17 protein-coding genes and 1 pseudogene are annotated in these 15,389 nt (G+C 70.2%); 13 read left to right on the top strand and 5 right to left on the bottom strand.

The annotated features are described in order from the left end of the window. Nucleotides 1-107: 107 nt before the first annotated feature. Genes ACN28F_RS13930 through ACN28F_RS13915 form a run of 4 tightly spaced genes read left to right on the top strand, consistent with a single transcriptional unit; the run spans nt 108 to nt 4,231 of the window. Nucleotides 108-1,112: an ABC transporter permease gene (locus tag ACN28F_RS13930; RefSeq protein ID WP_289208365.1), complete on the top strand. Its 1,005-nt coding sequence runs from the start codon at nt 108-110 to the stop codon at nt 1,110-1,112. Between the two features lie 55 nt (nt 1,113-1,167). Next, nucleotides 1,168-2,139, top strand: coding sequence for an ABC transporter permease (locus ACN28F_RS13925; protein WP_289208364.1), 972 nt, complete (start codon nt 1,168-1,170; stop codon nt 2,137-2,139). Nucleotides 2,140-2,142: 3 nt separating this feature from the next. Then, entirely contained in the window at nt 2,143-3,141 is a 999-nt protein-coding gene (locus tag ACN28F_RS13920; protein WP_289208363.1) for an ABC transporter ATP-binding protein, read from the top strand. After that, on the top strand, nt 3,134-4,231 hold the full coding sequence (locus ACN28F_RS13915; RefSeq protein ID WP_421358100.1) for an ABC transporter ATP-binding protein: 1,098 nt from the start codon (nt 3,134-3,136) through the stop codon (nt 4,229-4,231). The genes ACN28F_RS13920 and ACN28F_RS13915 overlap by 8 nt, the downstream gene beginning before the upstream one ends. Before the next feature lie 61 nt (nt 4,232-4,292). Here the strand turns inward: ACN28F_RS13915 and ACN28F_RS13910 are convergent. The 4 genes and pseudogenes from ACN28F_RS13910 to ACN28F_RS13895 form a co-directional block, all read right to left on the bottom strand. Then, nucleotides 4,293-4,535 (bottom strand): annotated as a pseudogene (locus ACN28F_RS13910) (hypothetical protein); the annotation flags it as partial. A gap of 59 nt (nt 4,536-4,594) precedes the next feature. Continuing rightward, nucleotides 4,595-5,296 carry an HNH endonuclease family protein gene (locus ACN28F_RS13905; RefSeq protein ID WP_421358098.1) on the bottom strand — a complete coding sequence of 234 codons (702 nt, stop codon included), beginning with the start codon at nt 5,294-5,296 and terminating at the stop codon, nt 4,595-4,597. A 110-nt stretch (nt 5,297-5,406) separates the two neighbouring features. Then, nucleotides 5,407-7,209, bottom strand: coding sequence for a 2-isopropylmalate synthase (gene leuA / locus ACN28F_RS13900; RefSeq protein WP_421358096.1), 1,803 nt, complete (start codon nt 7,207-7,209; stop codon nt 5,407-5,409). Nucleotides 7,210-7,447: 238 nt separating this feature from the next. Then, nucleotides 7,448-8,203 carry a hypothetical protein gene (locus tag ACN28F_RS13895; RefSeq protein WP_289208361.1) on the bottom strand — a complete coding sequence of 252 codons (756 nt, stop codon included), beginning with the start codon at nt 8,201-8,203 and terminating at the stop codon, nt 7,448-7,450. Between the two features lie 318 nt (nt 8,204-8,521). Here ACN28F_RS13895 and ACN28F_RS13890 point away from each other — a divergent pair, with 318 nt between their 5' ends. The 3 genes from ACN28F_RS13890 to ACN28F_RS13880 all read left to right on the top strand — a co-directional run bounded on the left by ACN28F_RS13890 (nt 8,522) and on the right by ACN28F_RS13880 (nt 11,706). Beyond that, nucleotides 8,522-9,787: an aspartate kinase gene (locus ACN28F_RS13890; protein WP_289208360.1), complete on the top strand. Its 1,266-nt coding sequence runs from the start codon at nt 8,522-8,524 to the stop codon at nt 9,785-9,787. A 6-nt stretch (nt 9,788-9,793) separates the two neighbouring features. After that, nucleotides 9,794-10,873: an aspartate-semialdehyde dehydrogenase gene (locus tag ACN28F_RS13885; RefSeq protein WP_421358094.1), complete on the top strand. Its 1,080-nt coding sequence runs from the start codon at nt 9,794-9,796 to the stop codon at nt 10,871-10,873. A gap of 239 nt (nt 10,874-11,112) precedes the next feature. Next, nucleotides 11,113-11,706, top strand: a complete 594-nt coding sequence (locus ACN28F_RS13880; RefSeq protein WP_421358092.1) for a hypothetical protein — start codon at nt 11,113-11,115, stop codon at nt 11,704-11,706. Nucleotides 11,707-11,865: 159 nt separating this feature from the next. Here the strand turns inward: ACN28F_RS13880 and ACN28F_RS13875 are convergent, their stop codons facing one another. Then, nucleotides 11,866-13,272 carry a Tat pathway signal protein gene (locus ACN28F_RS13875; protein ID WP_421358090.1) on the bottom strand — a complete coding sequence of 469 codons (1,407 nt, stop codon included), beginning with the start codon at nt 13,270-13,272 and terminating at the stop codon, nt 11,866-11,868. Between the two features lie 268 nt (nt 13,273-13,540). Here ACN28F_RS13875 and ACN28F_RS13870 point away from each other — a divergent pair, with 268 nt between their 5' ends. The 6 genes from ACN28F_RS13870 to ACN28F_RS13845 all read left to right on the top strand — a co-directional run bounded on the left by ACN28F_RS13870 (nt 13,541) and on the right by ACN28F_RS13845 (nt 15,386). Continuing rightward, nucleotides 13,541-13,861 carry a DivIVA domain-containing protein gene (locus ACN28F_RS13870; RefSeq protein ID WP_421358088.1) on the top strand — a complete coding sequence of 107 codons (321 nt, stop codon included), beginning with the start codon at nt 13,541-13,543 and terminating at the stop codon, nt 13,859-13,861. Further along, entirely contained in the window at nt 13,858-14,100 is a 243-nt protein-coding gene (locus ACN28F_RS13865; RefSeq protein WP_421358086.1) for a hypothetical protein, read from the top strand. Before ACN28F_RS13870 ends, ACN28F_RS13865 begins: the two co-directional genes overlap by 4 nt. Next, the gene (locus tag ACN28F_RS13860) at nt 14,093-14,296 is read left to right on the top strand and encodes a hypothetical protein (RefSeq protein WP_421358084.1); all 204 of its coding nucleotides are present in this window, start codon (nt 14,093-14,095) and stop codon (nt 14,294-14,296) included. Before ACN28F_RS13865 ends, ACN28F_RS13860 begins: the two co-directional genes overlap by 8 nt. Further along, nucleotides 14,293-14,508 (top strand): flavin reductase, encoded by a 216-nt coding sequence (locus ACN28F_RS13855; protein WP_421358082.1) that lies wholly within the window; start codon nt 14,293-14,295, stop codon nt 14,506-14,508. The genes ACN28F_RS13860 and ACN28F_RS13855 overlap by 4 nt, the downstream gene beginning before the upstream one ends. 5 nt (nt 14,509-14,513) lie before the next feature. Beyond that, a complete protein-coding gene (locus ACN28F_RS13850) occupies nt 14,514-14,705 on the top strand; it encodes a hypothetical protein (RefSeq protein WP_421358080.1) in 192 nt (63 codons plus the stop codon). A 186-nt stretch (nt 14,706-14,891) separates the two neighbouring features. Further along, entirely contained in the window at nt 14,892-15,386 is a 495-nt protein-coding gene (locus ACN28F_RS13845; protein WP_421358078.1) for a hypothetical protein, read from the top strand. The last annotated feature ends 3 nt before the right edge of the window (nt 15,387-15,389 follow it).

The raw sequence follows: 15,389 nt of genomic DNA, 5'->3' as shown, positions 1-15,389 counted from the left end.
GTGCACTAGCGAACGGAACGCGGGCGGGCGTCCGCCGTACCCCGGCCACCAGCCGGGGTACGGCGGTGCCCGCCCACGCGACCCTCCACACCCCCTGCCGAGGCACCGTGTTCCGCTTCATCGTCAGACGTCTGCTCCAACTCGTCCCCACCCTGTTCGGCCTGTCGCTGCTGCTGTTCATCTGGCTGCACCGGCTGCCCGGCGGCCCGGAGTCCGCGATCCTCGGTGAGCGCGGCACCCCGGAGATGCGCGCCGCGATCCGCCGCAACCTCGGGCTCGACGAGCCGATCCTGATCCAGTACGGCCGGTTCATGAAGCGGCTGCTGCAGTTCGACCTCGGTACGTCGATCTCCACCAAACGGGAGGTCACCACCGAGTTCCTGCAGCGGTTCCCGGGCACGGTGGAGCTGACCATCGCGGCCATGGTGATCGCGGTGGGAGTCGGAATCCCGCTCGGTTACCTCGCCGCCCGCCGGCGCGGCACGCTGCTCGACCACGGCTCGGTCGTCGCGTCGCTGATCGGGATCTGCATCCCGGTCTTCTTCCTCGCGTACGTGCTGAAGGCGATCTTCGCCGAGAACCTCGGCTGGTTCCCGTCCAGCGGACGCCAGGATCCGCGCATCGACGCCACCCGGGTGACGAACTTCTTCGTCCTCGACGGACTGCTCACCCGGGAATGGGACGCCTCGCTCGACGCCCTGTGGCACCTGGTCCTGCCCGGGTTGGCGTTGGCCAGCATCCCGTTGGCGATCATCGTGCGGATCACCCGGGCCAGCGTGCTGGAGGTGCTCGGCGAGGACTTCGTCCGGACCGCGCAGGCCAAGGGCCTCACCGAACGGGTGGTCCGGCGCCGGCACGTGCTGCGCAACGCGATGCTGCCGGTGGCCACCAGCATCGGCCTGCTGACCGGCGGGCTGCTCTCCGGTGCCGTACTGACCGAGACGGTCTTCGCCTTCGGCGGCATCGGCGCGTTCGTCGCCGACGCCATCGGCCAGCGTGACTACCCGGTGCTGCAGGGTTTCATCATGATCATCGCGCTGGTGTACGTGCTGGTGAACCTGCTGGTGGACATCTCGTACACCTTCATCGACCCGAGGGTACGGGTCCGGTGAGCGCGACGGGGTCGGCGGCGGGTCAGGCACGCAGGCGTGGACGGAGGACGGCCCGATGAGCGACCTGCTGAACCCGGGACGCAAGAAGGCCAAGCTCGACCGGCTGGCCGAGTTGTCGGCGGCGCACGACGACGAACGCGGGGTGAGTCTCTGGCAGGAGGCGCTGCGCCGGCTGCGGCGCAACCCGGCGGCGATCGTCGGCGCGGCGATCCTCGGCGTGTTCCTGCTGGTCGCCCTGGTCGGACCGTTCCTGGTGCCGTACGACCCGGTGGCGCAGCTGTGGAAGGACGAGATCCGCGAGTCGCAGGCCTACTACCCGGGCCCGCGCGCGGAGAACTGGTTCGGCGTGGACCACCTCGGCCGCGACGAGTTCAGCCGGATGATCGTCGGGGCCCGGCAGACCCTGCTGGTCGGGGTCGTCGCCACGCTGATCGGGCTGACCGTCGGCGCGCTGATCGGCGGCCTGGCCGGTGCGGCCGCCGGACTCGGCGGCCGCTGGGGGCGCTGGATCGACACCGTCCTGATGCGGATCGTGGACATGCTGCTGGCCATGCCGAGCCTGCTGCTGGCGATCAGCATCGCCGCGCTGCTCGGGGCCAGCCTGACCACGGTGATGATCGCCGTCGGGGTGGTCTCGGTGCCGGTCTTCGCCCGGCTGCTGCGCGGCTCGATGCTCGCCCAGGCCAACAGCGACTACGTGGTGGCGGCGACCTCGTTGGGCGTACGGCGGTCGAAGATCGCGGTGACCCACATCCTGCCGAACTCGCTCGCCCCGGTGATCGTGCAGTCCACCCTCACCCTGGCCACGGCGATCATCGAGGTGGCGGCCCTGTCCTTCCTCGGCCTGGGCAACCCGGACGCGTCGATTCCCGAGTGGGGGGTGATGCTGGCCGACGCACAGCGCTACCTGGACGCGGCACCCCGGCTGGCGATCCTGCCCGCGCTGGGCATCATCGTCACCGCGTTGGGCTTCACCCTGCTGGGTGAGGCGATGCGGGAAGCCCTCGACCCGAAACTGCGGAAGTGAACCATGGCGCTGCTCGACGTGGATGAACTGGCGGTCACCTTCGCCCGCCGGGGCCAGCGGACCGTGCACGCGGTCGACGGGGTCTCCTTCTCGGTCGACGCCGGTGAGGTGACCGGCCTGGTCGGCGAGTCCGGCTGCGGCAAGAGCGTCACCTCACTGGCCATCATGGGCCTGCTGCCCGCCGGCAAGGGGGTGCGGGTGAGCGGTCGGGCCACGTTCGACGGCACCGACCTGCTGCGACTGGCGCCCCGGGCGATGCGCGACGTCCGGGGCCGCGACGTGGCGATGATCTTCCAGGACCCGCTCTCCTCGCTGAACCCGGTGGTGCCGATCGGGGTGCAGGTCACCGAGGTGCTGGTCCGCCACCGGGGAATGCGCGGCGACGCGGCCCGCAAGGAAGCCGCGCACCTGCTGGACCGGGTCGGCATCCCGGACCCGACCCGCCGACTCAAGGAGTACCCGCATCAGCTCTCCGGCGGGATGCGCCAACGGGCGCTGATCGCGATGGCGGTCGCCTGCCAGCCCCGGCTGCTGATCGCCGACGAACCGACCACCGCGCTGGACGTCACCATCCAGGCGCAGATCCTGGAACTGCTCAAGGACCTGGTACGCGAGTCGGGCACCGCCCTGGTCATGATCACGCACGATCTCGGGGTGGTCGCCGGCATGTGCGACACGGTCAACGTGCTCTACGGCGGCCGGGTGGTCGAGACGGCCCGCCGGCGGCCGCTGTTCGCCGCGCCCCGGCATCCGTACACGGTCGGTCTGCTCGGCTCCATCCCCCGGCTGGACGCCGGCCACGGACGGCGACTGCAACCGATTCCCGGTTCGGTACGTGACCTGCTGCCCTGGCCGGACGGCTGCGCCTTCGCGCCGCGCTGCGACCGCCGCGTCGACGACTGCCTCGGTGCCCCGCCCGCGCTGCGCCGCGACACCGGCGGGCACGCGTTCCGCTGCGTCAATCCACCCGCGACCGACCCGGCGGAGGCCACCGGTGAGTGAGACCCTGGTCGAGGTCCGCGACCTCAAGGTGCATTTCCCGATCAGCCGGGGCGTGCTGTTCGACCGGGTGGTCGGGCACGTCAAGGCGGTCGACGGGGTCGATCTGCGGATCGCCCGTGGCCAGACGTACGGGCTGGTCGGCGAGTCCGGTTGCGGCAAGTCGACGCTGGGCCGGGCGATCCTGCAGCTGACCCCGCCGACCGCCGGTGAGGTGGTCTTCGACGGGGTGACGCTGAACCGGTTGCCGGCGGCCAAGCTCCGCACCATGCGCCGCCGCTTCCAGATGATCTTCCAGGATCCGATGTCCAGCCTGGACCCCCGGCAGAACGTCGAGTCGATCCTGGTCGAAGGGCTGCAGGCGCACGGCATGGGCGCCGACCGCGACGACCGGCGGCGGATCGTCGTCGAGGCCCTCGACGCGGTCGGGCTGCCCCGCTGGGCGCTGTCGCGCTACCCGCACGAGTTCTCCGGCGGGCAGCGCCAACGGATCGGCATCGCCCGGGCACTGGTGCTCGGGCCGGAGCTGATCGTCGCCGACGAACCGGTCTCCGCCCTTGACGTGTCGATCCAGGCCCAGGTGATCAACCTGCTCGACGAGCTGCAGATCGACCGGGGCCTGACCTACCTGGTGATCGCCCACGACCTGGCGGTGGTCCGGCACATCTCCGACACGATCGGGGTGATGTACCTGGGGGCGTTGGTCGAGGAGGCTCCCGGCGACCGGCTCTACCAGGAACCGCTGCACCCGTACACCCGGGCGTTGCTGTCGGCGGTGCCGGTGCCGGACCCGGAGGTGGAGGACCGCCGGGAGCGGATCCTGCTCGCCGGTGACCTGCCGTCGCCGGCGAACCCGCCGGCCGGCTGCCGGTTCCACACCCGGTGCCCGTGGGCGCAGCCGACCCGCTGCGTCGACGAGCGTCCGGTGCTGCGGGAGATCGGCGCCTCCCGGGTGGCCTGCCACTGGGCGGAGCAGATCGCCGCCGGCACCCTGCGCCCGCACCAGGTGACCGCGCAGCTGGTGCACCCGGCCGACGGTGCGGCGCCGCCGCACACCGTCTCGGCCCCGAGCGAACCGGAGTCGTACGTCTGAGCTCCTGGTCCGGGCCCGCCGGGCGTGGACGTCCCGGGCCCGCCGGGCGCGGACGCCGTCGTCAGCCGTCCGGGCGGTGCAGCAGGCCGACCGCGATCGCGTGTACGGCGGCCAGGTCGGCCGGGTCGGCCAGGCTGGCCCGGCCGCCGGTCACCACGTACCACTCGTCGGCGTCCTTGTACTGCACGCGGAGGGTGACCTCGCCGGCGGCGAGCTCGGTCCGCAACGTCAGGTCGCCGGTCACCACACCGACCTCGTCGGTCATCACGCCGCCCGGGCCGGCGACGATGTCCTGGGTACGGCTGTTCTCCGGCGGGTCACCCACAGTCTGCTCCTGTCCTCAGCCTGCGCCGTGCGACGCGGTCACGGGCAGGTCGCCAACATGTCGGCCAACGTCGCCTTCTCCGGCTGGGTCACCGACAGCTCCCAGTAGTGCTTCACCGTGATCCAGTCCTGGGCGTACTGGCACCAGTAGTCCCGGTTCGGTGGCTGCCACTGGGAGGGGTCCTGGTCTCCCTTTGCCCGGTTGGTCGACGCGGAAACCGCGATCAGCTGCGGGCGTTCCAGGTCGTTGGCGAACTCACGGCGCTGGTCGTCGTTCCACGTGTCGGCACCGGAGCGCCACGCGTTGGCCAGCGGCACGATGTGGTCGATGTCGAGGTCGCGGGGGTTGGTGAAGGACTCGCCGTCGAAGGCGCTGAGCCATTCGCCGCCGACCACGTTGCAGCCGTCCAGCTCGATGGCGGTGCCGTCGCGTTCCAGTACGGTGTCGCGCACGTCGCAGTTGCTGCCGGCGGAACTCCAGTGCGGGAACCGGTCCCGGCTGTAGCCCTGCATGCTGCCGGCGGCCGCCACCGTCAACTGGTCGAGCAGGGCGGTGGCCTCGTCCGCCGAGCCGGCGGCCGGTCCGTCCACCGGTGGCGCGGCCGACGGGCTGCCGAGGGAGATGTCGACGGACTCACAGCCGGCGGTCGCGGCCAGCGCCAGGGCGGCGGCCACCGCGGCCACCGCCCGGCGCAGCGAAAAACGGTCGGTCGGCAGGTGTCGTTGCTGAGGGGTTCGCACCCGTCCAGCTTGCGGGTGCCGGGCGGTCAGCGCCAGGCACCCGCAGTTCCGGCGTTTCGCCAGGACCAAAGTGGATCTTGCGAGTCGTCAGCCGGCCCGCCTGCTGGCTGTCAGCCGGCCCGGCGGCCCCGGTTCACCGCGCTGGTCACGGCCCGCACCGAAGCGATGACGATGTTCGAGTCCAGGCCGACCCCCCATACCGTACGGTCACCGACCTCGCACTCCACGTACGCCGCCGCCTGGGCGTCGCCCCCGGCCGAGAGCGCGTGCTCGTGGTAGTCCAGCACCCGCACGCCCACCCGCACCGACTGCAGCGCGTTGACGTACGCGTCGATCGGACCGTTGCCGACCGAGTTCAGCGTGTGCCGGACCCCGTCGACCACGACGACCGAGGTCGCCTCCACCTTGCCGTCGACCGTGCTCGTCGCGTACGACTCCAGCACCACCGCCGGGTCGGGCTGCTGCCCGGCCAGGTACTCGGTGGCGAAGACGTCCCACATCCGCTGCGGCTCGATCTCGCCGCCCGCGTCGTCGGTGAACGCCTGCACCACACCGGAGAACTCGATCTGCAGCCGCCGGGGCAGGTCCAGGTTGTGCTCCTGGCGCATCACGTACGCCACCCCGCCCTTGCCGGACTGCGAGTTGACCCGGATCACCGCCTCGTAGGTGCGCCCCACGTCACGCGGGTCGATCGGCAGGTACGGCACCCCCCAGTCGTGCGCGTCGACCTCGACCCCGGCGGCGGTCGCGTCGGCGGCCAGCGCGTCCAGGCCCTTCTTGATGGCGTCCTGGTGGGAACCGGAGAAGGCGGTGTAGACCAGGTCACCGGCGTACGGGTGGCGCTCGTGCACCGGCAGCTGGTTGCAGTACTCGACGGTCCGCTTGATCTCGTCGATCTGCGAGAAGTCGATCTGCGGGTCGACGCCCTGGCTGAACAGGTTCAGCCCCAGGGTGACCAGGTCGACGTTGCCGGTCCGTTCGCCGTTGCCGAACAGGCAGCCCTCGACCCGGTCGGCCCCGGCCAGCAGACCCAGCTCGGCGGCGGCCACCGCGGTGCCCCGGTCGTTGTGCGGGTGCAGCGACAGGACCAGGCTGTCCCGCCGGGGCAGCCGCCGGTGCATCCACTCGATCGAGTCGGCGTACACGTTGGGGGTGGCCATCTCGACGGTCGCCGGCAGGTTGATGATCAGCGGCCGGTCCGGGGTGGGCGCGATCACGTCGATCACCGCGCTGCACACCTCGAGCGCGTAGTCCAGCTCGGTGCCGGTGTACGACTCGGGCGAGTACTCGTAGAAGATGTCGGTGTCCGGGGTGTGGATCTCGGCGTACTTCTGGCACAGCCGGGCCCCGGTGGTGGCGATGTCGGTGATCCCGGCCTTGTCCAGGCCGAAGACGACCCGCCGCTGCAGCACCGACGTCGAGTTGTAGAAGTGCACGATCGCCCGCTTCGCGCCACGCAGCGACTCGAAGGTCCGGTCGATCAGATGCTCCCGGCACTGGGTCAGCACCTGGATGGTGACGTCGTCGGGGATCAGGTCCTGCTCGATCAGCTGCCGGACGAAGTCGTAGTCGGTCTGGCTGGCCGACGGGAAGCCGACCTCGATCTCCTTGTAGCCCATCCGGACCAGCAGCTGGAACATCCGGCGTTTGCGGTCCGGCGACATCGGGTCGATCAGCGCCTGGTTGCCGTCGCGCAGGTCGACCGCGCACCAGCGGGGCGTCTGCTCGATGCGGCGGGCCGGCCACTGCCGGTCCGGTACGTCGACGGCGAACTGCTGGTGGTACGGCTGGTACCGCTGGTACGCCATCCGGCTCGGCTGCTGCCGGGCGATCGGGTCGGTGCTGTCGTCGGTGGTGGTCGGGTCGGTGCTGTCGTCGGTGGTGGTCGGGCTGGTGCCGGCAGTCGTGGACATGATGGGAACTCCGCTGAGTCGAAAGGATCCCGCTGGTGCCGTTCGGGGCGCTCGTGTCGGGCGAGGCGCGTACGCCGTACGGGGCGCGGGGAAGGTCAAGGCGGCGCGAAGCAACTCCGCGACGAGGTGCCGGCCTAGGAAGCCTCGTCGCGGCAGCGAAGGAGGAGCGCCTGCCACATGACAGGAGTTACCCTACGTGGTCGGCGGGCCGACGGCAAAGCCGTACGGTTCGAATCGGTCAACCGGACGTCGCGGTCGTCGGCGGTGCCGGTGGGCTGCCGGTACGCAGCGCCGGCCGCTCCGTCACCGGACCCGGCAGGGTGACCGACGGCGGTGCCGCCCCCGGCTGCCCGGCCAGCACGACCGTGCCCAGCTCCAGCCGGGCACCGGTGAGCGTGCCGTCGGGCCGGTAGCAGTAGATGCCGACGTCCAGCGGCGGGCGCAGCGACGCGGTCGTCGACTCGACCGAGAAACAGGTGCCGTCGGTGTTGGGCAGCGGGTCGGCAACCGACACCGCCAGTGGTGCCCGCTGGTCGGCGAGGACCCGCCGCCAGTCGGTGAACAGGTGCTGCAACCGGGGATCCACGCCCGGATCCACCGCCGCGTCCGGATCCCCCAGCCGGACGCAGGACGGTGCCACCGGCTGCGCCGGCGACGGCAGCGCGCACTGGAACAGCCCGTCGGCGTTCTGCGCCATCGCGATGTCCACCGCGCCGCCGTTCGCGCCGCCTGGGACGTCCACCCGCCAACTGCCGTCGGTCGCCAGGGTCACCGCCAGCGTGCGGTCGGCCCGGCCCGGCGTGGTGAGGGTGTAGAAGCCGGTCATCCGCAGGTCGCTGGCGGCGGCAGCGGCCGCCGCCAGCTGCAGCCGGGGGTTGTCGGGGGAGGTGCCCGGCGGGTCCGCCGAGGCACCGGTCTCCTCCGGCGACGGGCTCGGCCCGGCTGTCGGGCCGGCCGAATCACAGCCCAGCAGGGACAACGTGACGAACGCCACGGAAGCCAGGACGGCAGGTGAGTTTCGTGACGCATCGACACCCCGGGAACGCATCCGCCCATTCTGCGTACCGCTCCGGGTTTTGCGGCAGGGCGGTCCGCCAACACGCCGATTTGCGCCGCAGGCACCGCGTCCACCTCCGGCCTTGCGGCCGGCGGCCGGTCCGGCCCGCACCGGACGGCATCCCACGGCGTCGCCGCAGCCGATACGGGCAGTGACCGCGCCCGGCCGGATCGTGGGAACGGCTCACGGTACGGTCCGCCGACGCCGGTACCCTGATGCCGGCAGGTTGGCAGCAGCTGGAAGGAGTGGACCGCCGTGGCACTGGTGGTGCAGAAGTACGGCGGATCCTCGGTCGCCGACGCCGAACGCATCAAGCGCGTCGCCGAACGGATCGTCGCCGCCCGCAAAGCCGGCGACGACGTCGTCGTGGTCGTCTCCGCGATGGGCGACACCACCGACGAACTGCTCGACCTCGCCGGGCAGATCAGCCCGCTGCCGCCCGGCCGTGAGCTGGACATGCTGCTGACCTCCGGCGAGCGGATCTCCATGGCGCTGCTCGCGATGGCCATCCACAACCTCGGCTACGAGGCCCGGTCGTACACCGGCTCGCAGGCCGGCGTGCTGACCACCTCGGCGCACGGCAAGGCCCGGATCATCGACGTCACCCCCGGCCGGCTGCAGGGCGCCCTCGACGAGGGCGCGGTCGCCATCGTCGCCGGCTTCCAGGGCGTGTCCCAGGACACCAAGGACATCACCACCCTGGGCCGGGGCGGCTCCGACACCACTGCGGTCGCGCTCGCCGCCGCGCTGCGCGCCGACGTCTGCGAGATCTACACCGACGTCGACGGGGTCTTCACCGCCGACCCGCGCATCGTGCCCAACGCCCGGCACATCAAGCAGATCACCTACGAGGAGATGCTGGAGCTGGCCGCCTGCGGCGCGAAGGTGCTGCACCTGCGCAGCGTCGAGTACGCCCGCCGGTCCGGGCTGCCGATCCACGTCCGCTCGTCGTACTCGACCAACACCGGCACGATGGTGACCGGATCGATGGAGGATCTTTCCGTGGAGCAAGCACTCATCACCGGAGTCGCCCACGACCGGAGCGAGGCGAAGATCACCATCGTCGGGGTGCCCGACGAGCCGGGTGCCGCCGCCCGGATCTTCGAGACGGTCGCCAACGCCGAGACCAACATCGACATGATCGTGCAGAACGTGTCGACCGAGGGCACCGGCCGCACCGACATCTCCTTCACCCTGCCCAAGGCCGACGGCCCGACCGCGATGGCCGCCCTCGGCAAGGTGCAGGAACAGATCGCCTTCAAGGGCCTGCTCTACGACGACCACGTCGGCAAGGTGTCGCTGATCGGCGCCGGCATGCGCTCACACCCGGGCGTGGCCGCAAACTTCTTCGCCGCCCTCGCCGAGGCCGGCGTCAACATCGAAATGATCTCCACCTCGGAGATCCGGGTCTCGGTCGTCTGCCGGGACACCGACCTGGACGCCGCGGTACGCGCGGTGCACGCGGCCTTCGACCTCGGCGGTACGGAAGAGGCGGTGGTCTACGCGGGCACCGGGCGGTGAACCCCGGTGCCTGACACCAAGGCACACCCGCTGCCGACGCTGGCGGTGCTCGGCGCGACCGGCGCGGTCGGCACCGTCATGTGTGAGCTGCTCACCTCCCGCGCCAACGTGTGGGGCGACATCCGGCTGCTCGCCTCGCCGCGCTCCGCCGGCCAACGGATGCGCTGCCGGGGCGAGGAGCTGCCGGTCGTCGCGGTCAGCCCGGAAGCCTTCGACGGCGTCGACGTCGCCATGTTCGACGTACCCGACGAGGTGTCCCGGCAGTGGGCACCGGTCGCCACCGCCCGTGGCGTGACCGTCGTGGACAACTCCGGCGCGTTCCGGATGGACCCCGGCGTACCGCTGGTCGTGCCGGAGATCAACGCCGGGCAGGTCCGCCGCCGCCCACGCGGGATCGTCTCCAACGCCAACTGCACCGTCCTGGCGATGATCGTCGCGATCGCCCCGCTGCACCACGAGTACGGCCTGCGCGAGCTGGTGCTCGCCAGCTACCAGTCCGTCTCCGGCGCCGGCCGGTACGGCGTCGAACTGCTGCACAGCCAATTGGCCAGGGCCGCCAGCGACCGCACCCTCGGCTCCCGCCCCGGCGACGTACGCCAGGCCGTCGGCGACGAACTGGGCCCGTTCCCGGCACCGCTGGTGCTCAACGTGGTCCCGTTCACCGGCGAACTGGCCGACGACGGCTGGTCCACCGAGGAGCTGAAGCTGCGCAACGAGTCGCGCAAGATCCTCGGGCTGCCGGACCTGAAGGTCTCCTCGACCTGCGTACGGGTGCCGGTGGTGACCGGCCACTCGGTCGCCGTACACGCCGTCTTCGGCAGCGAGGTGACCGCGGACGGCGCCCGCGAGGTGCTGCGCAACGCCCCCAGCGTGATCGTGGTCGACGATCCGGGCAACGCCGAGTTCCCGATGCCCATCGACGCGGTCGGCACCGAGCCGTCCTGGGTGGGCCGGATCCGCCGGTCCACCGACGACCCGCGCGCGATCGACTTCTTCGTCACCGGGGACAACCTGCGTAAGGGCTCCGCGCTGAACACCATCCAGATCGCCGAACTGATCGCCCGGGACCTCGCCAAGCAGCGCTGACGCACCGGGCCGTGGAGGTCCGGTCGGTGCTGCTTGATCCATCGTTCGACCTCATGGGTACGCCAGATGCGGTCGATGGACGACACCGCTACTGGGGTGAGGGAACGACGTCGAGTTGGTGATCTGGTACGCGAAGTTGCGCGAGACGCCTGAGCGTCTCCTGCAACGCCTCGCGGAGGTCTGCCTGCACCCCGCGCCCTGACGCCCCACCCTTTGCGGCAGCGGCGCATGATGGTGGCATGGACGCCGACCTGGAATGGCAGCTCAACCATGCGCTCAGCATCGGGCCGTGGCCAGTGCACGTCAGCATCGACGCCAGCCACGCTCGACTGCGCGATCTGGACACGCTCGAAGATCTCAGGGACACGCACGACTGGGGCCCGATATTCACACTCCGGTTCTCGGACGGCACGACGTGCGATGTCGCGGTGGGCCGCCCAGACGACGACGGAAGTTTTACCCTCATCGACGCCGACACTGCGGCGGCGATCGAAGCCGCCGCTGCCTCTGATCAAGACTCCGAAGGCCCTCTGGCTGAACCAGCGGACGTTGCCACCGCCACCGCCTGGCTGCACGAGCACGGATTCCGCACCTGTGGATACTCGCGAAGCGGCGGGATCAGCGGCAGCCGCCTATTCGAACGCGGCGACGGCTGGCGCGCGCGATACAGTTGCGTCTTCGGCACCTGGTCGCTAGAACTCTCCCCGCCAGAAAGCCCTCGGTTCACGAGCTTCAACCGTCTCTGCCGCGACAAGAACGCCACTTGGCGTGACGCCCTGCCGACACTCATCGGCGATCCGCCACGGGGCATCGATACATCCGATTCATTATAATCATCCGGTTGATCTGACCTTCGACCGCGCATGAGCTTCCCGGTTTCGGGAGGACCGTGCTACTACGCATTGTCAGATGCGGTTGACCGTCGTTGCCGTGGAATCGTTGGGTGACCGCACTGGGCCGGTGTTGCTTGATCCAGGAGATCGCGCATCTGGTCAGGTTCCCGAAGATGTACTTCCATCACGGAGAAGAGCGGCACCGCGCTGATCAAGTTGTTTAGCGAATGAGGGTAGTCGCTGGCCAACGCCACCCAGACGCGCTCGCATGTTTTTCACGGCGGCACGCGCACGGCCCGACTTGACACCAGTCATCGCGTCCATGGCCATGTTCCAGTTCGCGGCTGCCTCGCCGAGACGGCCCTGCGCGCACTGCACGTCGCCCAGGTTGGCTAACGTCAGCGTGTGAATACGGCGGTAGACATCTGAGTTTCGAGTCGCAATCGACCGGCGGAGCTGCGTCTCGGCGCCCGACATGTCTCCCAGATCTCGCAGGGCCTGTCCAGCTTGGCTAGCAAGCGAGGTTTCCGTGAAACCGCTGGTCTGAATCCACGGCGGCTCCTCGTCCGGTGCAGATTCCGCAAGGCGCTTCTCTGCAGCAGAGATCGCCGTGGAGGTGCGTGTACGGTCACCTGTTGCCGCGTGACCCCGCGCCACTAGGATCGCGAACAGAGCAGTGGCGGCCGGGGTGGAGCTTCCCTTCGACCAGCCGAGAGCGGATTCCGCGAGGTTGAGCGCCTGTTGCCCGTGACCGAGGTCAACAGCCTGATGAGCCATCGCACGCAGAGTAAACGCTGCAAGTGCGCGGTCGTCGGCTTCATTTGCGAGCCGCAGTGATTGGACGTAGTACCGCTGAGCTAGGCCGTGCAGGGACGAATCAAATGCTTTCCATCCGGCAAGGTAGGTCATCTCCGCAGCCAGGCTGAACATTGCCCTGCGTTCCGAGTCGGACGAGAACCTGCCGCGCAGATAGTCAGCGACATCTGACGAAAGGTATTGAACGACCGCAAGACGGGCGTGGCCGCCGCCGAACCGCTCGTCAGCTCGGCTGAACACCGCCAGCATGTCTCGCACGGCGTCAATCTCGCTGCGGCCTACCGCGACCCCACCACCTTGTGCGCGTCGCCCTCGGTCTGCGACCTCCTGCCAGGACTCGAGGGGAACCGCGAGCGCAGCCAGCGAGTACAAGGCTTTGAGCGCGAAAGCTCGTCGCTCCAAGTCGGCCCTCCCGATCGTCACGAGGTTGGTGGCGCAGTCGTCCACCCACCAGTCGAGTCCGCCTAGGTCGGCTTCCAGGCTACCGTCCACGTCGAAGCCAAGGTCGGTCGGTGAGACCAGATGACCGAGTCGACGGCTGACCGCTTCGGCGAGGTAGCGAGGGGTTCGACCACTCGGCCGTGCCCCTGCGACCCAGTGGCCGACGTGTGACCGATCGCAGGATCGCAGGTCATCGTTGTGCTCGCGGGCGATGACTCGAACTGCTGCGGCACAGGCATCGTACGACCACTGGCACGCCTTGATCATCTCCCGCAGTTGCTCGTTGCGTTGCCTCTGCCGCCGTGTCATCCGCAGCCTCCCTGGGTCGGACCGGCGTTCAACGCGTTCAACGCGTCCAATGTCCTCACAGGCTACCGGAGGACGCCGACAATCCGTTTACTACAAACAGGTCCTGCCGCATCGGAGTAGAGCGCGGCGATGATCATTGGATGGCGAACGATTGCGCTTCGCGATTCGAACTACTAATCGGCTCATCCATAGATGCGAGTTGTCGATCAGCGTGGCCTCCCCTGGCTGTGTTGGCTGAGCGTTGGTGTCGAGTTCACGAGGAGAAGTCATGGAGCAGCGGAGCAGGCGGGGGCGGGTGGTGCCTCGGCAGGGCGTACTCGTCGAGCCGTGGCAGGTCAGGGCGGTGCAGTTCGACACGCGGTGGCGTGGGCTGGACCCGGCGGCGGTGTACGCGTACCTGCGCGACGTCGCCGATGAGCTTGACCGGATCACCCGGCAGGCCGCCGTCGACCGGGCCGAGGCCGACCGGTGCCGCGAAGGACTGCGGCAGTGGCGGCAACGGCACGTCGGCTGCCGCTTCAACGACCCGCCCGCCGGCGTCTACCAGTCGGAGCACCAGCGGCAGACCGGCAACGGAGGCCACTGGTGAGCGACGAACCGCGCTGGACCATCCACCTGCCGACCCGGCTTACCGACATCGAAGCCGCCGCCCGGTTCGCCGCCGCGCTGCGGGACTCGCTGGCCCACCTGGACGTCGTCGACTTCGCCGACACCACGCTGTCCGCCACCGACCAGCCGTTGCTGCGTACCCGGGTATGGGCTGACCCCAGCCCGGAACCGGCCGGCAGCGACCTGGTCAGCGACCGCACCGCGTCGGCCGATGACTGACCCCGTCCCCCGCCAGGTTGAGATCGACCACCTGACGGAGCTGGTCGACCGGCATACCCCGGGCGCCGACGGCTGCGCCTGCGGCGACCCGCTCACCGCCGCCGGCCGCTGCTGGCGCACCGAGGTCGCGCTCACCCGGCTCCGCGACCTCGGTGTGCACGTCGCCGCCGTCGACCGGCCGGAGGATGCCGGATGAGCCTGCATGCCCCGGTCCGCCCGAGCTGGGTCTGCGCCGGCTGCGGGCACGCCTGGCCGTGCCTGGACAGCCGGCGACAACTCACGATCGAGTACGCCGACGCCCGCGTCTCGCTCTCGGTCTACCTCGCCACCAACATGGTCGAGGCCATGACCGACCTGCCGGCCGGACACGGTGGCGACCTCTACTGGCGATTCCTCGGCTGGCTGTGACGCCGATGTCGATCCTGCGCCCCGGCGACGAACCGATGCACTACGACGACGGCTCACACCGCTGGATCCCACCCGACCCCGACTACGACCAGGCGACCTGGGAGAACCAGGTGCGTGAACACCAACGCGAGCATCGCGGGCGTCCGGACCCGCCCCCGCCCCGCTACCGCCTCATCCGGCGATCCGCCGCCGGGTGAGAGACCGGACTGCGCCAGCCGGCTCCTGGACGACCGGCACGTGCGGCGGTTGGCGCCGCCTGATTGCACAGCGTGTCCGGTGCGAGTGGACGGTTGGCGTCAGCCGACGGGCCGATGCCGCCCCCACTCCGGCGGGCGTCCAATAAAGGTGCGTGGTTTCCGGCCCGTCCTGAAGGGACGTCACCTGTGCACCCCGACGACATCGAGCGGACCCCGGCGTACCGGCTGATCGAAGAGGCGCTCACCCAGCTCGCGCCGAAGGAGCTGCCGTTCCTGCCCGCCGTGTGGGACGCCTTCCTCGCCGACCCCGGGCCGCACCGGCGAGGGCGCTCCATCGGCCTGGTGCGGTTCGGCGAGATCGTCGGTGACCTCGGCACCTGGGCGCCGGTGGTGGTCAGCTTCCTCGGCGGCGTCCTGCTGAACATGATGACCGACGCCACGGCGGCCGGCACCACCGGCCTGTTCCGCCGGATCGCTGCGCGTAGCCGTCGCCGCCGCGCCGCCCGCCAACTGCAGGCCGGTGCCCTGCCAGACCGCCAGCTCACCGCCGCCGAACGCGCCGACCTGGTGGAACAGGCACGCACCTACGCCCAGGCGGTCGGGCGGACCCCGGCCGACGCCGACCGGCTGGTCCGGGTCACCGTGATCGTCATCGACCGGTTGAGCCGAGACCCACATTGACCG

The organism is Solwaraspora sp. WMMA2101, assembly GCF_049179175.1.
GTDB lineage: Bacteria > Actinomycetota > Actinomycetes > Mycobacteriales > Micromonosporaceae > Micromonospora_E.
The sequence above is the reverse complement of the archived record's forward strand: the minus strand, read 5'-3'. Positions and strand labels throughout refer to the sequence as shown.